General features: G+C 63.7%; 19 protein-coding genes. 10 read left to right on the top strand and 9 right to left on the bottom strand.

The window, feature by feature from the left end:
* Positions 1-247 precede the first annotated feature (247 nt).
* Positions 248-514 carry a hypothetical protein gene (locus tag JEY66_RS01535; RefSeq protein WP_016845531.1) on the bottom strand — a complete coding sequence of 89 codons (267 nt, stop codon included), beginning with the start codon at positions 512-514 and terminating at the stop codon, positions 248-250.
* 294 nt (positions 515-808) lie between these two features.
* Between JEY66_RS01535 and JEY66_RS01530 the strand changes: the two genes are divergently transcribed.
* The 4 genes from JEY66_RS01530 (at position 809) to JEY66_RS01515 (ending at position 4,128) form a co-directional block, all read left to right on the top strand.
* On the top strand, positions 809-2,635 hold the full coding sequence (locus tag JEY66_RS01530) for a PAS domain-containing sensor histidine kinase (RefSeq protein ID WP_016845530.1): 1,827 nt from the start codon (positions 809-811) through the stop codon (positions 2,633-2,635).
* Positions 2,629-3,303: a response regulator transcription factor gene (locus JEY66_RS01525; RefSeq protein WP_018269218.1), complete on the top strand. Its 675-nt coding sequence runs from the start codon at positions 2,629-2,631 to the stop codon at positions 3,301-3,303. The genes JEY66_RS01530 and JEY66_RS01525 overlap by 7 nt, the downstream gene beginning before the upstream one ends.
* Before the next feature lie 88 nt (positions 3,304-3,391).
* Entirely contained in the window at positions 3,392-3,781 is a 390-nt protein-coding gene (locus JEY66_RS01520) for a response regulator transcription factor (protein ID WP_210291220.1), read from the top strand.
* Between the two features lie 41 nt (positions 3,782-3,822).
* Entirely contained in the window at positions 3,823-4,128 is a 306-nt protein-coding gene (locus JEY66_RS01515) for a hypothetical protein (RefSeq protein WP_157183406.1), read from the top strand.
* 365 nt (positions 4,129-4,493) lie between these two features.
* Here JEY66_RS01515 and JEY66_RS01510 read toward each other — a convergent pair whose 3' ends face one another.
* Entirely contained in the window at positions 4,494-5,018 is a 525-nt protein-coding gene (locus JEY66_RS01510; protein WP_026192004.1) for a methylated-DNA--[protein]-cysteine S-methyltransferase, read from the bottom strand.
* Between the two features lie 208 nt (positions 5,019-5,226).
* Between JEY66_RS01510 and JEY66_RS01505 the strand changes: the two genes are divergently transcribed.
* Positions 5,227-6,447 carry an ABC transporter substrate-binding protein gene (locus tag JEY66_RS01505; RefSeq protein WP_018269219.1) on the top strand — a complete coding sequence of 407 codons (1,221 nt, stop codon included), beginning with the start codon at positions 5,227-5,229 and terminating at the stop codon, positions 6,445-6,447.
* Between the two features lie 435 nt (positions 6,448-6,882).
* Positions 6,883-8,109 (top strand): ABC transporter substrate-binding protein, encoded by a 1,227-nt coding sequence (locus JEY66_RS01500; RefSeq protein WP_018269220.1) that lies wholly within the window; start codon positions 6,883-6,885, stop codon positions 8,107-8,109.
* 298 nt (positions 8,110-8,407) lie between these two features.
* On the opposite strand, the gene JEY66_RS01495 is transcribed toward JEY66_RS01500, so the two are convergent.
* Positions 8,408-8,833, bottom strand: a complete 426-nt coding sequence (locus JEY66_RS01495) for a DUF1330 domain-containing protein (protein WP_016845520.1) — start codon at positions 8,831-8,833, stop codon at positions 8,408-8,410.
* A gap of 139 nt (positions 8,834-8,972) precedes the next feature.
* On the opposite strand from JEY66_RS01495, the gene JEY66_RS01490 reads away from it, so the two are divergent.
* Complete coding sequence (locus tag JEY66_RS01490) at positions 8,973-11,237, top strand: transglycosylase domain-containing protein (RefSeq protein WP_016845519.1); 2,265 nt, start codon at positions 8,973-8,975, stop codon at positions 11,235-11,237.
* 293 nt (positions 11,238-11,530) lie between these two features.
* On the opposite strand, the gene JEY66_RS01485 is transcribed toward JEY66_RS01490, so the two are convergent.
* The 4 genes from JEY66_RS01485 to JEY66_RS01470 all read right to left on the bottom strand — a co-directional run bounded on the left by JEY66_RS01485 (position 11,531) and on the right by JEY66_RS01470 (position 15,653).
* Positions 11,531-12,370 (bottom strand): M48 family metallopeptidase, encoded by an 840-nt coding sequence (locus tag JEY66_RS01485; RefSeq protein WP_026192005.1) that lies wholly within the window; start codon positions 12,368-12,370, stop codon positions 11,531-11,533.
* Positions 12,371-12,568: 198 nt separating this feature from the next.
* On the bottom strand, positions 12,569-13,894 hold the full coding sequence (locus tag JEY66_RS01480) for a polyhydroxyalkanoate depolymerase (RefSeq protein WP_016845518.1): 1,326 nt from the start codon (positions 13,892-13,894) through the stop codon (positions 12,569-12,571).
* 131 nt (positions 13,895-14,025) lie between these two features.
* Complete coding sequence (locus tag JEY66_RS01475) at positions 14,026-14,850, bottom strand: ABC transporter permease (RefSeq protein WP_026192006.1); 825 nt, start codon at positions 14,848-14,850, stop codon at positions 14,026-14,028.
* Positions 14,847-15,653, bottom strand: coding sequence for an ABC transporter ATP-binding protein (locus JEY66_RS01470; protein ID WP_016845516.1), 807 nt, complete (start codon positions 15,651-15,653; stop codon positions 14,847-14,849). Before JEY66_RS01470 ends, JEY66_RS01475 begins: the two co-directional genes overlap by 4 nt.
* A gap of 142 nt (positions 15,654-15,795) precedes the next feature.
* Here JEY66_RS01470 and JEY66_RS01465 point away from each other — a divergent pair, with 142 nt between their 5' ends.
* Both JEY66_RS01465 and JEY66_RS01460 read left to right on the top strand, forming a co-directional pair.
* Positions 15,796-17,115, top strand: a complete 1,320-nt coding sequence (locus JEY66_RS01465; protein ID WP_016845515.1) for an ActS/PrrB/RegB family redox-sensitive histidine kinase — start codon at positions 15,796-15,798, stop codon at positions 17,113-17,115.
* A 134-nt stretch (positions 17,116-17,249) separates the two neighbouring features.
* Complete coding sequence (locus JEY66_RS01460) at positions 17,250-17,804, top strand: ActR/PrrA/RegA family redox response regulator transcription factor (protein WP_016845514.1); 555 nt, start codon at positions 17,250-17,252, stop codon at positions 17,802-17,804.
* 312 nt (positions 17,805-18,116) lie between these two features.
* On the opposite strand, the gene JEY66_RS01455 is transcribed toward JEY66_RS01460, so the two are convergent.
* Positions 18,117-18,599, bottom strand: coding sequence for an MmcB family DNA repair protein (locus tag JEY66_RS01455; RefSeq protein WP_016845513.1), 483 nt, complete (start codon positions 18,597-18,599; stop codon positions 18,117-18,119).
* 217 nt (positions 18,600-18,816) lie between these two features.
* Between JEY66_RS01455 and JEY66_RS01450 the strand changes: the two genes are divergently transcribed.
* Entirely contained in the window at positions 18,817-20,517 is a 1,701-nt protein-coding gene (locus tag JEY66_RS01450) for an alpha-amylase family protein (protein WP_016845512.1), read from the top strand.
* Here the strand turns inward: JEY66_RS01450 and JEY66_RS01445 are convergent.
* Positions 20,505-22,112, bottom strand: coding sequence for an alpha-amylase family glycosyl hydrolase (locus JEY66_RS01445; RefSeq protein WP_018269223.1), 1,608 nt, complete (start codon positions 22,110-22,112; stop codon positions 20,505-20,507). The two genes, JEY66_RS01450 and JEY66_RS01445, sit on opposite strands and share 13 nt — an antisense overlap.
* Positions 22,113-22,200 lie beyond the last annotated feature (88 nt).

Raw genomic sequence — 22,200 nt, 5'->3', positions numbered from 1 at the left:
CCGTGGTCCGGACCCTGGCGCGGGAGCCGCGCCGTCGACCTGCTTCGCCCATCATTCCGGCGCGCCATTGCGCAGCTGAGGACGCCTGCAGGACTGAGCCCGGAATCCATCAGGCCGGGGCTAGGCGGGGAATGGATTCCGGGCTCTCACGGAGGCTGTGATCGGACCCGTCATGCGCGACCCAGGCGTGAGCAGCCAGCGCTTCGGTCCCGGCAGCCTGCCGGACTTGGAATTCAGGGCGGGCTATCTATCGCCCTGAATCCGGCACGTCGAATTGCGGCTGCAGCGCCGCCAGGCTCACTCCCAACAAGGCCAGATAGCTGGCCTGACAGACCACAACGCCCAGATCGAATGCGTCCAGCAGATCGATCCACGGGTTGTCGGCCGGCGTGCTTGCCGTCTGCTTGCCACCATCGATAACGGAAGGCTGGAAGCTGCGATCGCGTCTCTGAGGCCTTGCCTCGTGGTCGACGTCGTCGGAGCAAACGATCAGATGCAGGCGCGCGCTGGGCATTTCAATCTCCGTCTCGGATTGGCGATTGCTGAACCCCGGAAATCTCTACCGTCATCGAATTACCCAATAAGCGTAGTCACCGGGATGGAACGGGCCATTGAACGGAGGTTGATCAGACCGTTACATTCGGTGGGGACGACTCATACTTGAGTTTAGGTCGCAACCTGGACCTGAGCGCGCTCGACGGCTTCGCTTTCCGCGCGATCTCGCCGATATGGACCGCCAAAAAGGCCGGCGTGATCCCGTCCGGGCGGCAAGAAAGCTGCTAATATACAGTTTGTTGGGAGGGCGACGTTGTCGCCGCTGATGGTCGCCGTCACCAAGCGACGCGGCGCGGCCCATGATGATGGCCAAGTGCTGGTGCTGCCGATGATCCGCGACCCGACCACGAAGTCCTGGTCGGCCGAGCAATGGCTGCTCGGCGGCATGGTGCTGGCCCTGGCGGCAACCTGCATCGGGCTGTTGCTTGGTCCGCAGCCGGCAGCTCCCGCCCATCTGGTTGCCCTGGCGCTGCTCGTCGCGTCGCTGACCGCCGCATTGTTGATGATCCGTCTGGTTGCCCGCTCGCAAAGGCGGATGGAAGCCATGTTGCGCGGCCGAGCCAGCGGCGAGGAGCGCGCGATGGAGGCGCTGCGCAACAGCGAAGCGCAATGGAAGGAGGTGTTCGAACACAACCCGGTCATGTACTTCATGGTCGACGCCACGGGCCTCGTGCTGTCGGTCAACACGTTCGGCGCGGCACAGCTCGGCTACACCGTCGACGAACTGCTCGGACAATCCGTGCTGCGGGTCTTTGCCGCCGAAGATCGGGATATGGTCCAGCGCAACGTCGCGGCATGCCTCGACAACATCGGCCAGACCCACAATTGGGAAATCCGGAAGGTCCGCAAGGACGGTTCCCGGCTTTGGGTCCGCGAAAACGCCAAGGCCGTGCGGCGGCTGGACGATCGGCTGATCGTGCTAATCGCATGCGAGGATATCACCGAGCGCAAGCACGCCGAAAATGCGCTGCAGCAGAGTGAAATGTACCTGACCGAAGCCCAGCGATTGAGCCACACCGGCAGCTTCGGCTGGCACGTCGCCAGCGGCGAGATCATCTGGTCGGAAGAGACGTTCAGGATCTTCGAATTCGACAGGGCCCCTTCCATCACACATGCCACGGTGCTGCAGCGCGTCCATCCGGACGATCGCGCCCGCGTGCAACGGACCATCGACCGCGCCTCGCTCGACGGCAAGGACTTCGAGCACGGCTACCGATTGCTGATGCCCAATGGGGCGATCAAGTTTGTTCACGCCAGGGCACATGCGGTGACGAACCTTTCCGGCGGCACCGATTTCATCGGAGCGGTCACCGACGTGACCGCCCGCAAGCGAGCCGAGGCGGAATTGCACGAAGCGCAGACCAACCTCGCGCACGTCACGCGCGTGACGGCGCTCGGCGAGCTCGCCGCATCGATCGCCCATGAAGTGAACCAGCCGCTTGCCGCCGTGGTCACCAATGCCGCGGCATGCCTGCGGTGGCTCAACCGGGCGGCCCCCGATCTGAACGAAGCCCGCGGCGCGGTCAGGTCGATCATCAGCGACGGCAACCGCGCGGGCGAGGTCATCCAGCGCGTCCGCGCGATGGTGAACAAGACCACCGATCAGAAGGCATCGCTCGACATCAATGAAGTCATCAACCAGGTGATCGGCCTGGTGCAGCATGAACTGCAGAGTCATCTCGTATCCTTGCAGCTCGACCTCGCTCCCGCGCTGCCGTCTGTCGTCGCCGACCGTATCCAGTTGCAGCAGGTCATCCTCAACCTGGTCCTCAATGGCATCGAGGCCATGCAACCGGTCACGGACAGGCCGCGGGAACTCGTGATCCGGACGCGCCATGACGAGGCCGGGCAGATCGTGGTCACGGTCACCGACTGTGGCGTCGGGATCGCGACCGAGAATGCCGAACGGCTGTTCGACGCCTTCTACACCACCAAGGCCAGCGGCATGGGAATGGGATTGTCGATCTGTCGATCGATCGTCGAAGCCCACCGAGGCCGCCTGTCCGTGGCCGCGAACATCGGCCCCGGCACGACGTTCCAGTTCACCTTGCCACTGCGCGAAGAGGATCATGCATGGTGACCGGGCGCGCGGCATCGCCTTCGGGTCTGGCAAGCTCCGAAGATCCAATCGTCTTCGTCGTCGACGACGACGCGTCCGTGCGCGACGCACTGAGCAATCCCTTCCGGTCCGTCGGCCTGCGGACCGCAGCGTTCGGCTCGGCCCATGAATTTCTGCAGCGCAAGCCCCCGGATGTCCCGAGCTGCCTGATCCTCGACATCAGGTTGCCGCGGGTGAGCGGGCTGGACTTTCAGGCGGAGCTGGCGAAGGTCGGCATCCACATTCCGATCATCTTCATGACCGGCCACGGCGATATCCCGATGACGGTCAGGGCCATGAAGGCCGGCGCGGTCGACTTCCTGACCAAGCCGTTCCGCGATCAGGACATGCTGGATGCCGTCACGACAGCGATCGAGCGCGACAGGAATCGTCGCGATGAGGCCAAGGTTCTCGCCAACCTGCGCGCCGCCTTCGCGACCCTGACGCCGCGTGAACGCCAGATCATGAGCCTCGTCACCGCGGGGCTCATGAACAAGCAGGTTGCCGCTGAAATCGGCGTAGCCGAGATCACGGTCAAGATACATCGCGGGCACATCATGCGGAAGATGGCGGCGAAATCATTGCCCGACCTGGTCAGGATGGCGCAGATGCTCGGCATCGGGCAGGCATCCGGCGGGGCGCAAACCTAAGTATGATTCTCCGGCCCCGATTGGCGACGCACTGTGGCCCCCACATGATGCACACGCCAGAGGCCCCCTGCGGCCACGGAAAACCTCCTTGTCCAATACGCCAGTGATATCAATCATCGACGATGACCTGTCGGTTCGCACCGCGACCGATAATCTCGTCAGATCACTGGGCTACGCGGTCGAGACCTTCGCCTCGGCCGAGGAATTTCTGCACTCGCCCCGCCTGAATGACACATCCTGTGTGATCGCGGATGTCAGGATGCCGGCCATGAGCGGGCTCGACCTGCAGAGCCATCTGATTGCCAGCGGGCGCCGCTTTCCGTTCATTTTCGTCACGGCGTTCTCCGTCGAAAGCGACCGCGTCCGGGCGCTGAAGGCTGGAGCGATCTGCTTTCTGATCAAGCCCTGCGACGGGGACGTCCTGATCAAATGCCTCGATGCCGCCCTCGCGCAGCACCGCACGGCGCCGGGCGCGTGAGTTGCAATCAGCCATCACCGGGCCGGCTATACGCAAGGATGATGCCGCAAAACATCTGGACAAGTTGCGCATGGACGGCGGCGGCGCAAGATTTGGCACCGTCGTCCTTCGGGAAGATCGACGGCGAGGACAGCACCAGACATTTTGATTGGCAGATGGCAATTCCTCGGAGGGAGGTCGCCATGCGTGCGGAACCGCGCTGCGCCCAGTGTGACAGCGAAGAGCCCAAGATCATCTGTTTGCGAAATCCGGCGGGTGAACGCTATTGCGGACGCCTGTGCCTTTACAAAGGTCAGGAGAATTTCATCCGCTGGTTCACGCGCTCGAATGCGGAGGCAGTGTCATGACAGCCCGTTGCGGAAACCCGGGATGCAAACGGCCTTTCGGGCTGATCCGGCATAGCTGGTATTTTGAGCAGTTTTGCTCGACGAAGTGCCGCGACGTCCACAAGCGGCAGCTGGAGCGCAACAAGGCCTATTGGAAGTGGCTGTATCCCTTCCCCAGAACCGGCCCCTCGTCAAAAAGCCGATCTGACGGCGAGTGCCAACAGCGCTTGAGGGAGTCTTCATGACGACGGTCGATGCGATGCTGGCAGGAGCGATCCTCGCGTGGGTGCCCTCGTTCGTTGTGTTCCTCTATATCGTGCGCGATCTGCGCAACATGCCCCGCGAAGATCTCGATTGATTACCGCATCGGCGGCTGAAGTGGGCCGCTACACCTCCACGCCCTCGTGGCGCAGCAACCAGCGCTTGCGCTCCAGCCCACCGCCATATTTGACCAGCGAGCCGTTGGCGCCGATCAGGCGGTGGCACGGCACGACGACGCTGATCGGGTTGGAGCCGTTGGCATGGCCGACCGCGCGCATCGCGTTCGGTGCATTCAGTTTCGCCGCCAGCGCGCCGTAGCTCATGGTGGTGCCCGGCGCAATCTTCGGCAGCGCGTGCCAGACCTTCTGCTGGAACGGCGTGCCGGCGACGCGCCATTCGATATCGGTGAGCCGATCGAGATCGCCCTTGAAGTAATCGCCGAGCGCCTTGCGCATCGCAGCCGGCGCACGGCCGTCCCGCAGCGTCACGGCGCCATAATGCAGCCGCAGCAGATCGAGCATGCGCCCTTCATAGTCGTCCCAGTCGAGCGCGCGCAGCACGCCGTCATCATCGGTCACCAGCAGCGCCGTGCCGATCGGCGTCTTGAGCCGGTCGAGGTTGAAGGTCCGTGCAGTCTTGCGGTCGGCCATGGTCGCCTCACTGAAATCAGCATCGATCGGCGGCATTTTTCGCAACCGGGAACGTCGTCGTCCACCCGGATTCCGTTCAGCGCGACATCGCGCGCAGGGTGCGTCGTCTTGCAATGCCCCCGACGTTCCTCCATCATCCCTGACAACGGTGACATCCGCCGGCCATCGCTTGCGGACAAGATCACCGGCAACATGGGAGGTCACGGACATGAGAAGCGTGCAATTGCTCGCTGCGACGGCGCTTGCGATCGCGTTGTCGGTTACATCGGCCACCGCGCAGAAGAAATACGACGTCGGCGCGACCGACACCGAGATCAAGATCGGCCAGACCGTGCCATTCTCGGGCCCGGCATCCGCCTATGCCGGCATCGGCAAGACCCAGGCCGCCTATATCAAGATGATCAACGAGCAGGGCGGCATCAACGGCCGCAAGCTCAACCTGATCCAGTATGACGACGCCTATTCGCCGCCGAAGGCGGTCGAGCAGGTGCGCAAGCTCGTCGAGGGCGACGAGGTGCTGTTCACGTTTCAGATCATCGGCACGCCGTCGAATGCCGCAGTGCAGAAATACCTGAATGCCAGGAAGGTGCCGCAGCTGCTCGCCTCCACCGGCGCCTCGCGCTTCTCCGATCCGCAGAATGCGCCGTGGACGATCGCGTTCAATCCGAACTACCAGTCCGAGGGACGCATCTACGCCAAATACATCCTGGCCAATCACCCGAACGCCAAGATCGGCATCTTCTACCAGAACGACGATCTCGGCCGCGACTACATCACCGGCCTGAAGAGCGGGCTCGGCGACAAGGCCGCGAGCATGATCGTCACCGAGGTGTCCTACGAGCTAACCGACCCGACGGTCGATTCCCAGATCGTGAAGCTGAAAGCCGCCGGGGTCGATTTGGTCTACGACGCCTCGACACCGAAATTCGCCGCGCAGGCGATCCGCAAGATCGCCGATCTCAACTGGAACCCGGTGCACATCCTCGACATCAACGCGAGCCCGGTGTCGGCGACGCTGAAGCCGGCCGGTCTCGACATCTCCAAGGGCATCATCTCGACCAATTACGGCAAGGATCCCGCCGACCCGCAATGGAAGGACGATCCCGGCGTGAGGGCCTATTTCGCGTTCATGGACAAGTATTATCCGGAAGGCGACAAGCTCAACACCGTCAACACCTACGGCTACTCGACGGCCGAGCTGCTGATCCAGGTGCTCAAGCAGTGCGGCGACGACCTCACCCGCGAGAACCTGATGAAGCAGGTGACCAGCCTGAAGAAGTTCGTGCCGAGCCTCGCGCTGCCGGGCATGTCGATCACGACGGGACCGAACGACTACCGCATCAACAAGCAGATGCAGATGATGAAGTTCAACGGCGAGCGCTGGGAGCTGTTCGGCCCGATCATCGAGGACACCGGACCGGCGGGCTAGCCGTTCGGACAGAGTTGAGATGCAATCGGCGGCCTCCAGGCCGCCGATTTGTTTTTGTCTCCCACACTTTATCACCGTCACCCTGAGGAGGCCGCACAGCGGCCGTCTCGAAGGGTCGGCGGCCACCAGCGGGGCCGTGCATCCTTCGAGACGCGCTGCGCGCTCCTCAGGATGACGGGGACAATGCGTTTACGGCGGTAGGTTCGACGAACTCAACCCGCCTTCCGTGACGCGCACATCACTTCCCCCAGCATTCTGCTTTTCGCACCGCCCCCTACTTTGGTTGACTGAAATCGCTCACCTTTTCGGCAGCGCTCGCCTTGCGTTGCAATAACGGTTCCTCCAGTATCCCGGCCCAGCGATGGCGACCGCGGGACCTTGAACCCGCGGACAAGATCATCGGCCAACCATCAGTCACGTGAGGGAAACAGCACTATGAGGAACGGGATTTTCCACCTGGTCACGGGAACGGCGCTCGCGATCGCGCTGTCTGCAACGTCGGCCTTTGCGCAGAAGAAGTACGATCCCGGCGCGAGCGACACCGAGATCAAGATCGGCCAGACCGTCCCCTTCTCCGGACCGGCCTCCGCCTATGCCTCGATCGGCAAGACCCAGGCGGCCTACTTCAAGATGATCAACGATCAGGGCGGTATCAACGGCCGCAAGATCAACCTGATCCAGTATGACGACGCGTATTCGCCGCCGAAGGCCGTCGAGCAGGTGCGCAAGCTCGTCGAGAGCGACGAGGTGCTCTTGACCTTCCAGATCGTCGGCACGCCGTCGAACGCCGCGGTGCAGAAATATCTCAACGCCAAGAAGGTGCCGCAGCTGTTTGCCGCCACCGGCGCCTCGAAGTTCACCGACCCGAAGAACTTCCCCTGGACGCTCGGCTTCAACCCGAACTACTTCGTCGAAGGCCGCATCTACGGCCAGTACATCCTGAAGGAGCACCCCAACGCCAAGATCGGCGTGCTCTATCAGAACGACGACCTCGGCAAGGATTATCTGAACGGCATCAAGGCCGGCCTCGGCGACAAGGCCGCCAAGATGATCGTGGCCGAAGCCTCCTACGAGGTCTCCGACCCGACCATCGATTCCCAGGTGATCAAGATCAAGGACGCCGGCGCCGACCTGTTCTTCTCGGCCTCGACGCCGAAGCAGGCGGCGCAGGCGATCAAGAAGATCGCGGAGCTCGGCTGGCACCCGATCCACATCGTCGACATCAACGCGACCTCGGTCGGCGCGGTGCTGCAGCCGGCGGGCCTGGAAGCCTCCAAGGGCCTGATCAGCACCAATTACGGCAAGGATCCGGCCGATCCGCAGTGGAAAGACGATCCGGGCATGAAGCGCTATTTCGACTTCATGGCCAAGTACTATCCCGACGGCGACAAGAACTCGAACTTCAACACCTATGGCTACTCGACCGCCCAGCTGATGGTGCATGTGCTGAAGCAGTGCGGCGACGACCTGACCCGCGACAACGTGCTGAAGCAGGCGACCAACCTGAAGAATGTCGAGCTCGACATGGCGCTGCCCGGCATCAAGGGCAACACCGCGCCGAACGACTATCGCGTCAACAAGCAGCTGCAGATGATGCGCTTCAACGGCGAGCGCTGGGAGCTGTTCGGCCCGATCCTCGAGGACGCCGGCCCGGCGGGCTAGCCGGTTCGCGCAGGTTTGAAATGCAATCGGCGGCCTCCGGGCCGCCGATTTGTTTTTGGAGCTCGTCATTGCCGGGCTTGACCCGGCAAGCCATCAATTGAGAAGGCCTTTTCTCCGATGGATGCGCGGGTCAAGCCCGCGCATGACGAGTAAAACCCGTCACCCTGAGGAGGCCGCATAGCGGCCGTCTCGAAGGGTCGACGGCCCGGCTGCTGACACAGCTGGGCCGTGCATCCTTCGAGGCTCGCTCCGCTCGCGCCTCAGGATGACGGAATGAATATCGCGCTTTGCTACGATATCACTTCGGAATCTCGCCGAAATTCTTGCCGACCGGCAGCACGGCATGGCGGATCAGGCGGGAATCGTCCACCGCGGCCTGGCGGTGTTTCACCGCCTCGCGATAGACCGGATCGCGGATCATCTCGACGAAGGCGGCGACGCTTGGATATTCCGCGATGAAGCAGTGATCCCAGCGCTCCTCTTGCGGGCCGATCAGCATCAGCTCGAAGCGGCCTTGCCAGACGATGCGGCCGCCGAGCCGTTCGAACACCGGCCCGCTCTCGCGGCCATAGGCCGCATAAGCCTCCGCGCCGGTGGCCTTGCGGCCGTCGGGATAGGCCGCCCATTCGCGCAGGCGCACCAGGTTGAGCATGTGGATCGGGCCCGGCCGGTTGTTGTCCCGGAATTGCGCGAAGACGTCCTTGGTCGGATCGATATGGCCCATGCGGTGCTCCTTCGTTTTCTTGTTCCATCTCAATGTAGCACGCGCTGCCTCACCTCCTAATCCCCCGTTAAGCTTTGCGTAACCGCCCCTTAAACCGGGAACGCTAGCGTGCGTCCCTGTCAGGGTGCGAGCGTTGCGGATGGCGTGGGGACGTAAAAAAGGCGGTGCGCGCAAGGAGCCGCTGTTCGGGCTTCCGGCCGCGCTTGCCGACCTCCGACTGTCGCCGTCCGATCGCATTCCCGGCGGCGGCGACGACAAGCCCGCCAAATCCAAACCCAAGAGCAGCGACAAGAGCACCGACAAGAGCAGCGATTCCGGTAGCGAGAAACCGCGCCCGTCGCGCAGCGGCAGCAAGCGGCGCAGCAAGTCGCGCGGCTTCGGGATCGGCCGCCTGTTCTATTGGACCGCGGTGCTCGGCCTTTGGGCCGGCATTGCAGTGATCGGTGTCGTGGTGTGGGTCGGCGCGCATCTGCCGCCGATCCAGTCGCTGGAGATTCCCAAGCGTCCGCCGACGATCCAGATCGTCGGCATCGACGGCAGCGTGCTGGCGCAGCGCGGCGAAATGGCCGGCGCCAACATCGCGTTGAAGGATCTGCCGCCCTATCTGCCGAAGGCCTTCATCGCCATCGAGGACCGCCGCTTCTATTCGCATTACGGCGTCGATCCGGTCGGCATCTTGCGCGCGGCGGTGACCAACCTCCTGCACCGCGGCGTCTCGCAGGGCGGCTCGACGCTGACCCAGCAGCTCGCCAAGAACCTGTTCCTGACCCAGGAGCGCACCATGCAGCGCAAGCTGCAGGAGGCCGAGCTCGCGCTCTGGCTGGAGCGCAAGCATTCCAAGAACGAGATCCTCGAGCTCTATCTCAACCGGGTCTATTTCGGTTCCGGCGCCTATGGCGTCGAGGCCGCAGCGCAGCGCTATTTCGGCAAGTCGGCGAAGAACGTCACGCTGCCGGAAGCCGCGATGCTGGCCGGCCTCGTCAAATCGCCGTCGCGGCTGGCGCCAAACCGCAACCCGGAAGGCGCCGAGCAGCGCGCGCAGGTCGTGCTGGCGGCGATGGCCGACGCCAAGTTCATCACCGAGGCACAGGCCAAGGCCTCGATCGGCCAGCCCTCGATCGCGGTGAAGCCGGCCGGCGCCGGCACCGTGAACTATGTCGCCGACTGGATCGGCGAAGTGCTCGATGATCTGGTCGGACAGATCGACCAGGACATCGTGGTGCAGACCACGATCGATCCGAAGCTGCAGAACGTCGCCGAAGCCGCCATCATCGATGAGCTCGCCGCCAAAAGCGTGAAGTTCAATGTCAGCCAGGGCGCGCTGGTGGCGATGACGCCGGACGGTGCGGTGCGCGCCATGGTCGGCGGCCGGAACTACTCGGAGAGCCAGTACAATCGCGCGGTCACCGCGAAGCGGCAGCCAGGCTCGGCGTTCAAGCCGTTCGTCTATCTCACCGCGGTCGAAGCAGGGCTGACGCCGGACACCATCCGCACCGACGCGCCGCTCGACATCAAGGGCTGGAAGCCGGAGAACTACACCCACGAATATTTCGGCTCGGTGACATTGACCCAGGCGCTGGCGATGTCGCTGAACACGGTCGCGGTGCGGCTCGGCGTCGAGGTCGGCGCCAAGAATGTGGTGCGCACCGCGCACCGGCTCGGCATCTCCTCCAAGCTGGAGCCCAACGTCTCGATCGCGCTCGGCACCTCGGAAGTCTCCGTGATCGAGCTGGTCGGCGCCTATGCGCCGTTCGCCAATGGCGGCTACGTGGTGTCGCCGCATGTGGTGACCAAGATCAAGACCAGTTCGGGCAAGCTGCTCTATGACCGTCCGACCGATCCGCCCAACCAGGTGATCGAGCCGCGCTATGATTCGATGATGAACAGCATGATGCGCGAGACGCTGATCTCCGGCACCGCGCGCAAGGCGGAGATTCCGGGCTGGACCGCCGCCGGCAAGACCGGCACCAGCCAGGATTATCGCGACGCCTGGTTCATCGGCTACACCGCCAAGCTCGTCACCGGCGTCTGGCTCGGCAATGACGACAATTCACCGACCAAGAAGGCGACCGGCGGCGGCTTGCCGGTCGAAGTATGGACCCGCTTCATGAAGGCGGCGCATCAGGGCGTGCCGGTCGCCGCGATCCCGAACTCGCAAGGCAGTTGGGGGCCGGCGAACCTGATGCAGATCTCGTCGCAGGTCACCGCGCCGTCCGCGCCGGCGGGGCCGATGCAGATTCAGCCGCCGATGCAGGCACCGCAGCCGCCGGGACCATCCGGCGGCAGCTATTATCGCCCGCCATCGCCGACGCCGGCGCGCGCCGCGGCGCCACCCAATCCGAACGCGCGGCCGGAGGCTGCGGCAGGCCTGGACGGCTGGCTGGCGGATCGGTTGTTTCGGTAGGCTCTAAAGCATGATCCGGAAAAGTGCGAAGCGGTTTTCCGAAAAGACCATGCTCAAACAAAGAGCTAAAGCGCGATGACGATTCAACCTAATCACATCGCGCTTTAGGCGGACAGTTCACGTCACGTCGTAGCCCGGATGAAGCGAAGCGAAATCCGGGGACCGGTCGCGCCGCGTTGAGAGCCGCCCCGGATTGCGCTGCGCTCCATCCGGGCTACGCGAGGGGCATTCTGGAATACTGGATCGCCCGCTTTCGCGGGCGATGACAGCAACGTTCGGGACCAAGCGTTCCCCTACTCCTGAATCCCGTAGCGGTGCAGGTCGTTGCCGTAGGTATCGAGCCAGTTCTTGGCGCGCGTCACCGACGCGCAGACCTTGTCGACCACCCGCCAGAACCGCGCCGAGTGGTTCATCTCGACGAGATGGGCGACCTCGTGCGCGGCGAGGTAATCGAGCACGAAGGGTGGCGCCAGGATCAGCCGCCACGAAAACGACAGAGATCCCGCCGAGGTGCACGAGCCCCAACGGCTGGACTGATCGCGAATCGAAAGCCGCCGCACCCGCACGCCGAGTTCGGCCGCGTGCAGCTGTGCCGCCTTCTGCAGATCCTTGCGCGCCTCGCGCTTGAGGAAGTCATGCACCCGGCGGTCCATGTGCTCGACGCCGCCGGCGACGCAAATGATCTTCTCGCCGCTGTCGCGCGTCTCGGTCCACACCGTGCCGCGCTCCCCCGATCGGTGCACCAGGCGATGCGGCACGCCGCGCAACGGCACCACGGTGCCGGGCTGGAACGGCGCCGCCTTCGGCAAGCGGCCGAGACGGGCGGCGATCCAGCCGCCATGGAGATTGGCGAACTCCTTGGCTTCGGGGATCGTGCCGCGCGGCGGCATCGTCAGGATCGCTTCGCGATCGGTCGGATGTATCCTGAGCGTGTAGCGGCGCGCGCGCCTGTGCCGGCGCAACCTGACGGTGAAGAACTGGGAGCCGTGTCTGACCAATACGGTCGCGGGTTCGGCAGGCCGCCGATAGAGGAGCGCGCGAGTAGCCATTTCTGAGAGTCCGGGGAGCAGGAGTTCGCCCGAACTTTGCCATATCCGCCGCCAGGGAAAGCGCTCGGCGCAAAAACAAATCATTTGCCCAATATACAGGGGCTGGCCGTTAATTGACCTCTACCGGCAGGGGGCGGAACCGGAATTTTTTGAGTGAATCCGAGTCAAAAACAAGGCACAAAGGATGAACCTATATTCATCCCTTTGACCTTCCCCGATTTGAGATTTTTTTAGTTAAATCAGTGACTTGTGCGACCGCGAAAATCGCGGCCGGGGCGATACCTATTCGGCTGCAGCGACCAGCGAAAGCCGCGTATTGGCCGCCGAAACCATGAAATCGGAGATCCGCGGCACGATTTCGGAGCGGAAACGCGAGCCGTTGAACACACCATAGTGCCCGACGCCCTTCTGCACGTAGTGCACGCGGCGATGGTTCGGGATAGCAGTGCAAAGCGCATGCGTTGCCTCGGTCTGACCGAGACCGGAGATATCGTCCTTCTCGCCCTCGACCGTCATCAGCGCAACGCGGCGGATCTTCGACGGATCGACCGGCTTGCCGCGATGGGTCATCTCGCCCTTGGGCAGCGCGTGCTTGACGAAGACGAGGTCGACGGTCTGCAGATAATACTCCGCGGTGAGGTCCATCACGGCGAGATATTCGTCATAGAATTCACGGTGCTTGTCGGCGAGATCGCCGTCACCCTTCACCAGATGGGCGAACAGCGCCTTGTGCGCGTCCATGTGCCGATCCAGGTTCATGCTGATGAAGCCGTTGAGCTGCAGGAAGCCCGGATAGACGTCGCGCATCACGCCCGGATGCGGGAACGGCACCTTGGTGATGACATGGCTGCGGAACCATTCGATGCCGCGCTGTTCGGCAAGGTTGTTGACCGCAGTCGGATTGCGCCGCGTGTCGATCGGCCCGCCCATCAGCGTCATCGACAGCGGCACGAACGGGTCGTGGTTCGCTTCCATGACGGAGACGGCCGCAAGGACCGGCACCGAAGGCTGGCACACCGCGATGACGTGCATGTTGCCGCCGAGCGCATGCAGCATCTCGATCACGTAATCGACATAGTCGTCGAGATCGAACCGGCCCTCCGCAAGCGGCACCATGCGCGCATCGGCCCAGTCGGTGATGTAGACTTCGTGCGTCGGCAGGAACGCCTCAACGGTACCGCGCAGCAGCGTCGCATAGTGGCCCGACATCGGCGCGACGATCAGCACCCGCGGCTGCGGCGCGCGCAGCGGACGCGTGAACTTGCGATCAAAGTGCAGCAGGCGGCAGAACGGCTTTTCCCAGATCGAGCGGACCTCGACCGGCGTGCGCAGCCCGTTGACCTCGGTAGTGGGCAGGTTCCAATCCGGCTTGCCGTAGCGGCGCGTGGTGCGCTCGAACAGCTCGCAGCCGGCCGCGACCGATTTGCCGAACTCGGTGTGCGTCCACGGATTGAGCGGGTTCTGAAACAGGATCTTGGTGGCGTCGGTCACCGCGCGCGCCGGGTTGAGTGACGCATGTGCCATCTCGTACATCCAGTAGAGCGGCGTCGTAAGTGCCGGGCTGCCTTCCGCCGCCAGTGGCGGTGCACCAAATTCACCGATGGGCATAATGTTCTCTCAGACCCCTAATTCTGCGCCGCAGCATACTGACCGCTGCGCAACAATGCGTCAATGCGCCGCTAGCCGAATGTGGGGTCGATATCGGGCTAATGCACCGAGAATCCACGAGAAAGTGACATTTATTCACCACTGCTGAGCAGCGAGCCGTTGCGCTTGGCGCTCTGCAAAAGGGCAAGAAAGGTCGCAAAAGAGGCAGCGAACAGGATCGCGTTGATGACCAGCGCCCATACCATCAGGTCGGCGCGGAAGACGTGATCGATCAGCAGCGAGCGCATGCCTTCGAACACATAGGTCGGCGGCAGTGTCCAGGCGACAGCTTGCAGCCAGGCCGGCAGCACCTCGACCGGATAGTAGATGCAGGCGAGCGGCATCACCGCGAACATCAGCGTCCAGACGATGCTTTCCGCCCCTAACCCGTTGCGCAGCACGAGGCCCGAGGCGAACACGCCGACCGACCAGCTCGTGAAGATCAGATTGCAGAAGAACGCGATCAGCGGCAGCCCGATGGCGTAGAAGTTGAAGCCGAAGAAGAACAGCGCCAGCAGCGTCATCGGGATCACGCCGATGGCGAGCCGGATCAGGCTCATGATCATCAGCGAAAGCAGGAATTCGATCGGCTTGAGCGGGCTCATCATCAGGTTGCCGAGGTTGCGCGCCCACATCTCCTCCAGGAACGAGATCGAGAAGCCGAGCTGCCCCCGGAACAGGATGTCCCACAGGATCACGGCGCCGATCAGCGTGCCGCCCGCCTTGGCGAAGAAGCCGGATGCCTGCGAGATGTAATTCTGCAGGAAGCCCCAGGTGATGATCTGCAAGGCCGGCCAGTAGACCAGCTCCAAAAGCCGCGGCCATGACGACATCAGCAGATACCAATAGCGCAGCACCATCGCGTTGATGCGTTGCAGTGAAATCCCGCGCTGGTGCTGGCTGACGAGTTCACTCATGGTGTGCCCTCTGGCGCGCCCTCCCGCACCCGGCCGCGTGCCACGTCGAGAAACACCTCTTCCAGCGTGTCGCGGTTGTAGCGAGCCATGATCCGCTCGGGGCTGTCGTCGTCCTCGATCTTGCCGCGCTTCATGATGATGACGCGGTCGCAGAGGCGCTCGACCTCCAGCATGTTGTGTGACGCCAGCAGGATGGTCGCGTTATGGGTCTTGCGGTAGGTCTCGAGATGCTGCCGCACCCAGTCGGCGGTATCCGGGTCGAGCGAGGCGGTCGGCTCGTCGAGCAGCAAGAGATCGGGCTCGTTGATCAGCGCCTTCGCCAGCGCGACGCGGGTCTTCTGCCCGGCGGAGAGCTTGCCGTTGGAGCGGTCGAGGAATTCCTTGAGATCGAGATCGTCGGCGAGCTGGTCGATCCGCTCACGCAAATGCTGCACGGCATAGAGACGGCCGAAAATGGTCAGATTCTGCCGCACCGTGAGCCGCATCGGCATGTCGACATAGGGGCTTTCGAAGTTCATCCGGCCGAGCACATCGTAGCGCTGCTCGGGGATTCGTGCACCGAGCACCTCGACACTGCCCGAGGTCGGCAGCACCAGGCCCATGATCATCGCGATCGTCGTGGTCTTGCCGGCACCATTGCCGCCGAGCAGGCCGGTGATGCTGCCGCGCGCGATGCGGAACGAGATATCGTCGACCGCGCGGGTGGTCTTGTAGACCTTGACGAGATGCGCAACGTCGATCGCGGCCGATCCGCCCTGATCGACCGCCGGCGTTTGCGCCTGACCTGTCCCGATCTGTTGCATGTGGCCGTCATTGAGCCATTGCGACAATAAGCGCAAGGCTTGGCGGTAATTCAAGGCTTGGCGGTGATTAAAAGGCTTGCCCTGCAGCGTTGCGCTAGGTCGCGAATTTGTGCGCCGCCCACGGCGCAGCTAAGGTCCAGGGATGACCGACGTCGCTTCCGATTTCCGCCAACCCCGCCGCTATGTCCGCCTGGATACGATCCTGCGGTTGCGCTGGCTCGCCGCGCTCGGCCAGCTCGTCGCCATCTTCATCGTGGCGCAGGGACTGGAATTCGACGTTCCGATCGTCCCCTGCGTCACCATCGTGGCGTTCTCGGCGCTGCTCAACCTGGCGCTGCAGATCGCCTTCAACCCGATGCAGCGGCTGGAGCCGGCCTATGCCGCGGCGCTGCTCGCGTTCAACATCGTCGAGCTCGGCGGGCTCTTGTACTTCACCGGCGGATTGCAGAACCCGTTCTCGTTCCTGTTCCTGGCGCCGGTCCTGATCTCGGCCACCGTGCTGCCGATCCGGCTGACGATCGCGCTCGGCTGCCTTGCGGTCGCCTGCGCCTCGGCGCTGTTCTTCTACCATCTGCCGCTGCCCTGGGATGCCGACGATCCCTTGGTGCTGCCGCCGATCTATCTGATCGGCGTCTGGCTTTCGATCCTGCTCGCGATCGGTGTCACCAGTCTTTACGCATTCCAGGTGACCGAGGAAGCACGCCAGCTCTCCGATGCGCTCGCCGCCACCGAGCTGGTGCTGACGCGCGAGCAGCATCTGACCCAGCTCGACGGCCTCGCCGCCGCCGCCGCGCATGAGCTCGGCACGCCGCTGTCGACGATCTTCCTGATCTCGCGCGAGCTCGAGAAGACGGTGCATGACCCGGCGATCGCCGGCGACCTCAAGACCCTGCGCGAGCAGGCGCAGCGCTGCCGCGACATCCTGAGCAAGATCGCGCAATTGTCATCGAGCGGCGCGCCGTTCGACACCATGAAGCTGTCGACCCTGATCGAGGAGGCGGTGGCGCCGCATCGCGATTTCGGCATCAACATCAAGGTGCGGCTTGCTGTCGCAGCAACGCCTGAACCAGTCGCCGCGCGCAATCCGGCGATCCTTTATGGCGTCGGAAACATTCTCGAAAATGCGGTCGATTTCGCGCACCAGACCGTCGAGGTGAACGCGTGGTGGAACGCCGAGACCGTTGAGGTCGTCGTCTCCGACGACGGTCCGGGCATCGCGCCCGACATGCTGAAGCGGATCGGCGAGCCGTATCTGTCGCGCCGCCGCGGTGTGGATGAGGCCCAAAACCCACGTGGGGGCCTCGGTCTGGGCGTTTTCATCGCAAGGACGCTGCTGGAACGCACCGGCGCCAAGGTGTCGTTTACCAATCGCACCTTCCCCGATCACGGCGCCGTGGTGCAGATCGTCTGGCCGCGCGAGCGCTTCGAGGAAGCCGCGCCTGGCGACGAAACCGAATCCTAAGAACGATTCTTAATCGCAACTCTGGCATTACGGATGCATTGCTCTTTCCAGACCAGCACGCGACTTTCGGCTGCCTTGGCAGCGCCGCAGTAGAACCCCATATAATAGGGGTCTGCCACAGGGAAAAATGGATCGTGAACGCCATCACTGAACTGAATGACCATGCCGACCGCTCGCTCCTCATCGTCGAGGACGACAAGCCGTTCCTGGAACGCCTGTCGCGCGCGATGGAGACGCGGGGTTTCGCGGTGAAGTCATGCGACACGGTATCTGATGGTCTCGCCGAGATCGGCCGTGCCGCGCCCGCTTTCGCGGTCGTCGATCTCCGCCTCGGCGACGGCAACGGCCTCGACGTCGTCTCGGCGTTGAAGCGCAAGCGCCCCGAGGCGCGCGCGATCGTGCTGACCGGCTACGGCAACATCGCCACCGCCGTCACCGCGGTGAAGATGGGCGCCGTCGATTATCTCTCGAAGCCCGCCGACGCCGATGACGTCGTCGCCGCGCTGCTCGCGACCGGCACCGAGAAGTCCGAGCTGCCGGCCAATCCGATGTCGGCGGACCGCGTGCGCTGGGAGCACATCCAGCGCATCTACGAGATGTGCAACCGCAACGTCTCGGAGACCGCGCGCCGCCTCAACATGCACCGCCGCACCTTGCAGCGCATCCTCGCCAAGCGCGCGCCGCGGTAAGCAGGATTCATTTTGGTTTGCGATGGCCGGGTTATTGCCCGGCCATTTCCGTTCGATCTCCCGTAGCAAGACTTACCCGGATTGCGCTGCGCTCCATCCGGGCTACTTGATTTCACACCGTCATCCCCGCGCGAAGGCTTCGCCTTTGTCGCTGGAGGCGCGAGCCATGCGGCGCAATTGCGCCGCTGGGCGAGCCTCGAAGGATCGACGGCCACCAGCCGGGCCGTGCATCCTTCGAGACGCCGCTTCGCGGCTCCTCCAGCGACAAAGGCGAAGCCTTTGCGCGGGGATGACGGATCACAACCAGCTGTCCTAAAACTCGTGCCCCTGCGGATCGACGAGGCGGTTGATCCGCTGCGCCGCGGCCATGGCAAAACGCACCGTCATCGCCTTGCGGGTTGCCGCCGGCAGGCGATGTTCCGGCGCCTCGCAGTGCAGATGCGCGCCATAGGCGTCGGCGATGATCAGGCCGGTGTCGACCGGGAAGATCTCGCACGGCAGATCCTGCGTGAAGGCGAAGAACAGCCGGTCGCAATGCATCCGGTAGTCCTGCCATTTCTGGTCGGCGCGCAGATCCTCGACCGACGATTTGATCTCGACGATCCAGATCTCGCCGCGCTCGTTCAGCGCGACCAGATCGGCTCTTCGGCCGGACGGCAGCGGCAATTCGCTGATGCAGGAAAATCCCAGCGACCTCAGAAGCCTCGCCGTGCCGCGCGCGATCGCAAGCGCGGTCTCCGACTGGCGTCGGTCGGGCGCGGGCACAAGCGCGATCTGGCGGGCGGATGAGTCCATTGAGCGAAGATTAGCCGATTCCACGAGAGCATGATCCGGAAAAGTGGAAGCCGGTTTTCCGTGGAGATCATGCTCCAACCGATGGAGCGCGGCAGCGTCAGCCGGCGCGGAGCGTCGTCCGGCTCCGTTGCGGGACGGCGCTCCGCAGGAACCCGTCGCCGCCTCACCGCTTATCCTGCCGGCCGCCGCCACGGGTGGGACTGGAGAGGATTGCCTGGTGATCGACGACCTCTGGTACAAGAACGGAGTGATCTACTGCCTGTCGGTTGGCACCTACATGGATGCCAACGGCGATGGCATCGGTGATTTCAGCGGTCTGCTCCGGCGCCTGGACTATTTGCACGGGCTCGGCATCACCGCGATCTGGCTGATGCCGTTTCAGCCTTCGCCCAACAGGGACGACGGCTACGACATCTCGGATTATTACGACGTCGATCCGCGCTACGGCACGCTGGGCGATTTCGTTGAATTTACCCATGGCTGCCAGCAGCGCGGCATCCGCGTCATCATCGACCTCGTCGTCAATCACACCTCGGATCAGCACGACTGGTTTCGATCGGCGCGCAGGTCGAAGGACTCGCCGTACCGCGACTGGTATGTCTGGTCGGACAAGAAGCCCGCCAATGCCAATACCGGCATGGTATTTCCCGGCGTTCAGAAATCGACCTGGACGCGCGACAAGCAAGCCGGCGCCTGGTACTTCCATCGCTTCTACGATTTCCAGCCGGACCTCAACACATCGAACCCGCATGTACAGGCCGAGATCCTCAAGATCATGGGGTTCTGGATCCAGCTCGGCGTCTCGGGCTTCCGCATGGACGCCGTGCCCTTCGTGATCGCGACCAAGGGCGCCTCCAGGCGCAAGCCGGTCGAGCAGTACGACATGCTGCGATCGTTTCGGGAATTCCTGCAATGGCGCCAGGGCAACGCGATCATCCTCGCCGAAGCCAACGTATTGCCCGAGACGGACATGGAATACTTCGGGCGTGACGGCGACCGAATGCACATGATGTTCAACTTCCACGTCAATCAGCATCTGTTCTACGCGCTGGCGTCGGCGGATACGAAGCCGTTGGCGAAGGCACTGACGGCGACCAAGCCACGGCCCGCGACCGCACAATGGGGCTTGTTCCTGCGCAATCATGATGAACTCGACCTCGGCCGCCTGTCGAAGCCGCAGCGCGAGACGGTGTTCGAGGCATTCGGTGCCGACAAGAGCATGCAGCTCTACGACCGGGGCATCCGGCGACGGCTTGCGCCCATGCTGGGCGGCGACCGCCGACGCATCGAACTCGCTTACAGCGTGATGTGCACGCTTCCCGGCACGCCCGTGATCCGCTACGGCGATGAACTCGGCATGGGCGACAATCTCGACCTGCCCGAACGCGGTTGCGCGCGCACGCCGATGCAATGGTCGACCGAGCCGCACGCCGGCTTCACCGAAAGCGATCGGCCATGTGTTCCCGTCATCGACAATGGACCGTATGGCTATGAGCACGTCAACGCGGCCAAGCAACGGCGCGACCCCAATTCGATGCTGAACTGGACCGAGCGCATCGTGCGGATGCGCAAGGAAGTTCCCGAGGTCGGCTGGGGAGATTTCAGGGTTATCGCAAGCCGAAATCCCGCCATCCTGATCATCCGGTACGACTGGCGTAACAACTCGGTGCTGTTCGTGCACAATTTCGCGGAAAAGCCGCTCGAGATTTCCTTCAACGTCGGGCTGCCCGACGACGCCGGCAATCTCCTGGTCAACCTCCTGACCGAGGACCACAGCCGCGCCGACGAGGCCGGTCGCCACAAGCTTCTGATGGAGGCCTACGGCTATCGCTGGTACCGGGTCGGTGGGCTCGACTATCTGCTCAAGCGCAGCGACATCGATACCATGGAGCCCCGCACCCGGCGTCAATCGTCCTGATGCGGCCCAAGGATCACGCCCTCATTGGCGCGCAGATCGAGCACGCCTTCGACCTTCTCGCCCTGCCGGTCCATCAAGGTCGACAGCAGGACCTCATTGCTGAAGCCGATCGCGCTTGAGGAGACCGACGCGGCGACCGCGCCGAAGTTCAGCGCGATCACGGCCACGCCCTCAGTGTTGCGCCGCCGGTAGAGCAGCACATCACCGTGCGCCGCCACCGGCTCATAGCTGCCATGGACGAGTTGCGGCAGCCTTCGCCGCAGCGCGATCAGCGCCTTGTAGAGGTTGAGGATCGACGCCCGCTCCGCCTCGAGACTTGCGACATTGTCGCTGGCAAAATCCTGCGCCAGCGGCAGCCACGGCGGAGCCGTCGAGAAGCCGGCATGGCGCTCGGCGCTCCATTGCATCGGCGTGCGGCAGCCGTCACGGCCGACGCCGATATCCGGCACGTTCTTCTCGAAGGGATCGCGCACCTGATCCGGCGCAATCGCAACCTGGCGCATGCCGATCTCGTCGCCGTAATAGAGCGTCGGCGTGCCGCGCAGCGTCAGCAGCAGCATCGCGGCGACCGGCGCCTGCGCCGGCCCCACCCGGCTCGCCACCCGCGGCCGGTCGTGATTGCCGAGCACCCAGTTTGGCCACGCACCAGGCGGCAGCGCCTTTTCGTAATCGGCGATGATCATCTCGACCGCTCGCGCGCTCCACAATGTCGACAGCAGCGCGAAGTTGAACGGCATCTGCGCGCCGCGCAGATCGTTGCCGTAATACGCAACCAGCCGGTGCAGCGGCAGATAGATCTCGCCGATCAGCACGCGGTTGTCGAATTCTTCGGTGACGCCGCGCATCTCGGTGATGACGGTGTGCACCTCGAGCTGATCGGTCGAATATTGCGTCAGCAGCTTCTCGTGCGGCGGCCGGTCCGCGCGATAATGCGGGTTCGTCGGGTTATCGCGGAATTCGGCATCCTTGATCAGGTGCCAGATCACGTCGACGCGAAAGCCGTCGACGCCCTTGCGCAGCCAGAAGCGCATCACGTCGTAGATCGCGTCCCTGACCTCGCGATTGCGCCAGTTGAGATCGGGCTGCTGCGCGAGGAAGGCGTGATAATAGTATTGGCCCGAGGCCTCGTCATACGCCCAGGCGCTGCCGCCGAACTCGGACAGCCAGTTGTTGGGCGGGCCGCCGTCCGGCGCCGGATCGCGCCAGATGTACCAGTCGCGTTTGGGGTTGTCGCGCGAGCTCTTCGCCTCGATGAACCAGGGATGCTGGTCGGATGTGTGGTTCGGCACCAGATCGAGGATCAGCTTGAGGCCGGAATCGTGCGCGGCCGCGATCAACGCGTCGAAATCCTCCATCGTCCCGAACGACGGATCGATGCCGGTGTAATCGGAGATATCGTAGCCGAAATCGGCCATCGGCGACGGGAAGATCGGCGACAGCCACACCGCGTCGACGCCAAGCCGCGTCAGATAGGGCAGTCGCTTGATGATCCCCTTGAGATCGCCGACGCCGTCACCGTCGCTATCCTGAAACGAGCGCGGATAGACCTGATAGAAAATGCCGCGCCGCCACCAGTCCCTGTTGTCCTGATCCATCCGGTCCCCCCAAGCTCGCAGCCCGGCCCAGGCGGCCCCGCGCCCGGGGCGGCCGATCGGTTCAGGGATGACGCACAATTCGGGACGG

It is taken from the genome of Bradyrhizobium elkanii USDA 76 (assembly GCF_023278185.1).
Lineage (GTDB): Bacteria > Pseudomonadota > Alphaproteobacteria > Rhizobiales > Xanthobacteraceae > Bradyrhizobium > Bradyrhizobium elkanii.
The sequence above is the reverse complement of the archived record's forward strand: the minus strand, read 5'-3'. Positions and strand labels throughout refer to the sequence as shown.

Bases quoted from the DNA above. Each gene is read 5' to 3' on its own strand.
- JEY66_RS01455 (WP_016845513.1), bottom strand. From the start codon at position 18,599: ATGGACTCATCCGCCCGCCAGATCGCGCTTGTGCCCGCGCCCGACCGA.
- JEY66_RS01470 (WP_016845516.1), bottom strand. From the start codon at position 15,653: ATGCAACAGATCGGGACAGGTCAGGCGCAAACGCCGGCGGTCGATCAG.
- JEY66_RS01510 (WP_026192004.1), bottom strand. From the start codon at position 5,018: ATGGCCGACCGCAAGACTGCACGGACCTTCAACCTCGACCGGCTCAAG.
- JEY66_RS01500 (WP_018269220.1), top strand. From the start codon at position 6,883: ATGAGGAACGGGATTTTCCACCTGGTCACGGGAACGGCGCTCGCGATC.
- JEY66_RS01490 (WP_016845519.1), top strand. From the start codon at position 8,973: ATGGCGTGGGGACGTAAAAAAGGCGGTGCGCGCAAGGAGCCGCTGTTC.
- JEY66_RS01535 (WP_016845531.1), bottom strand. From the start codon at position 514: ATGCCCAGCGCGCGCCTGCATCTGATCGTTTGCTCCGACGACGTCGAC.
- JEY66_RS01475 (WP_026192006.1), bottom strand. From the start codon at position 14,850: ATGAGTGAACTCGTCAGCCAGCACCAGCGCGGGATTTCACTGCAACGC.
- JEY66_RS01525 (WP_018269218.1), top strand. From the start codon at position 2,629: ATGGTGACCGGGCGCGCGGCATCGCCTTCGGGTCTGGCAAGCTCCGAA.
- JEY66_RS01515 (WP_157183406.1), top strand. From the start codon at position 3,823: ATGCCGCAAAACATCTGGACAAGTTGCGCATGGACGGCGGCGGCGCAA.
- JEY66_RS01445 (WP_018269223.1), bottom strand. From the start codon at position 22,112: ATGGATCAGGACAACAGGGACTGGTGGCGGCGCGGCATTTTCTATCAG.
- JEY66_RS01505 (WP_018269219.1), top strand. From the start codon at position 5,227: ATGAGAAGCGTGCAATTGCTCGCTGCGACGGCGCTTGCGATCGCGTTG.
- JEY66_RS01495 (WP_016845520.1), bottom strand. From the start codon at position 8,833: ATGGGCCATATCGATCCGACCAAGGACGTCTTCGCGCAATTCCGGGAC.
- JEY66_RS01465 (WP_016845515.1), top strand. From the start codon at position 15,796: ATGACCGACGTCGCTTCCGATTTCCGCCAACCCCGCCGCTATGTCCGC.
- JEY66_RS01485 (WP_026192005.1), bottom strand. From the start codon at position 12,370: ATGATTTGTTTTTGCGCCGAGCGCTTTCCCTGGCGGCGGATATGGCAA.
- JEY66_RS01480 (WP_016845518.1), bottom strand. From the start codon at position 13,894: ATGCCCATCGGTGAATTTGGTGCACCGCCACTGGCGGCGGAAGGCAGC.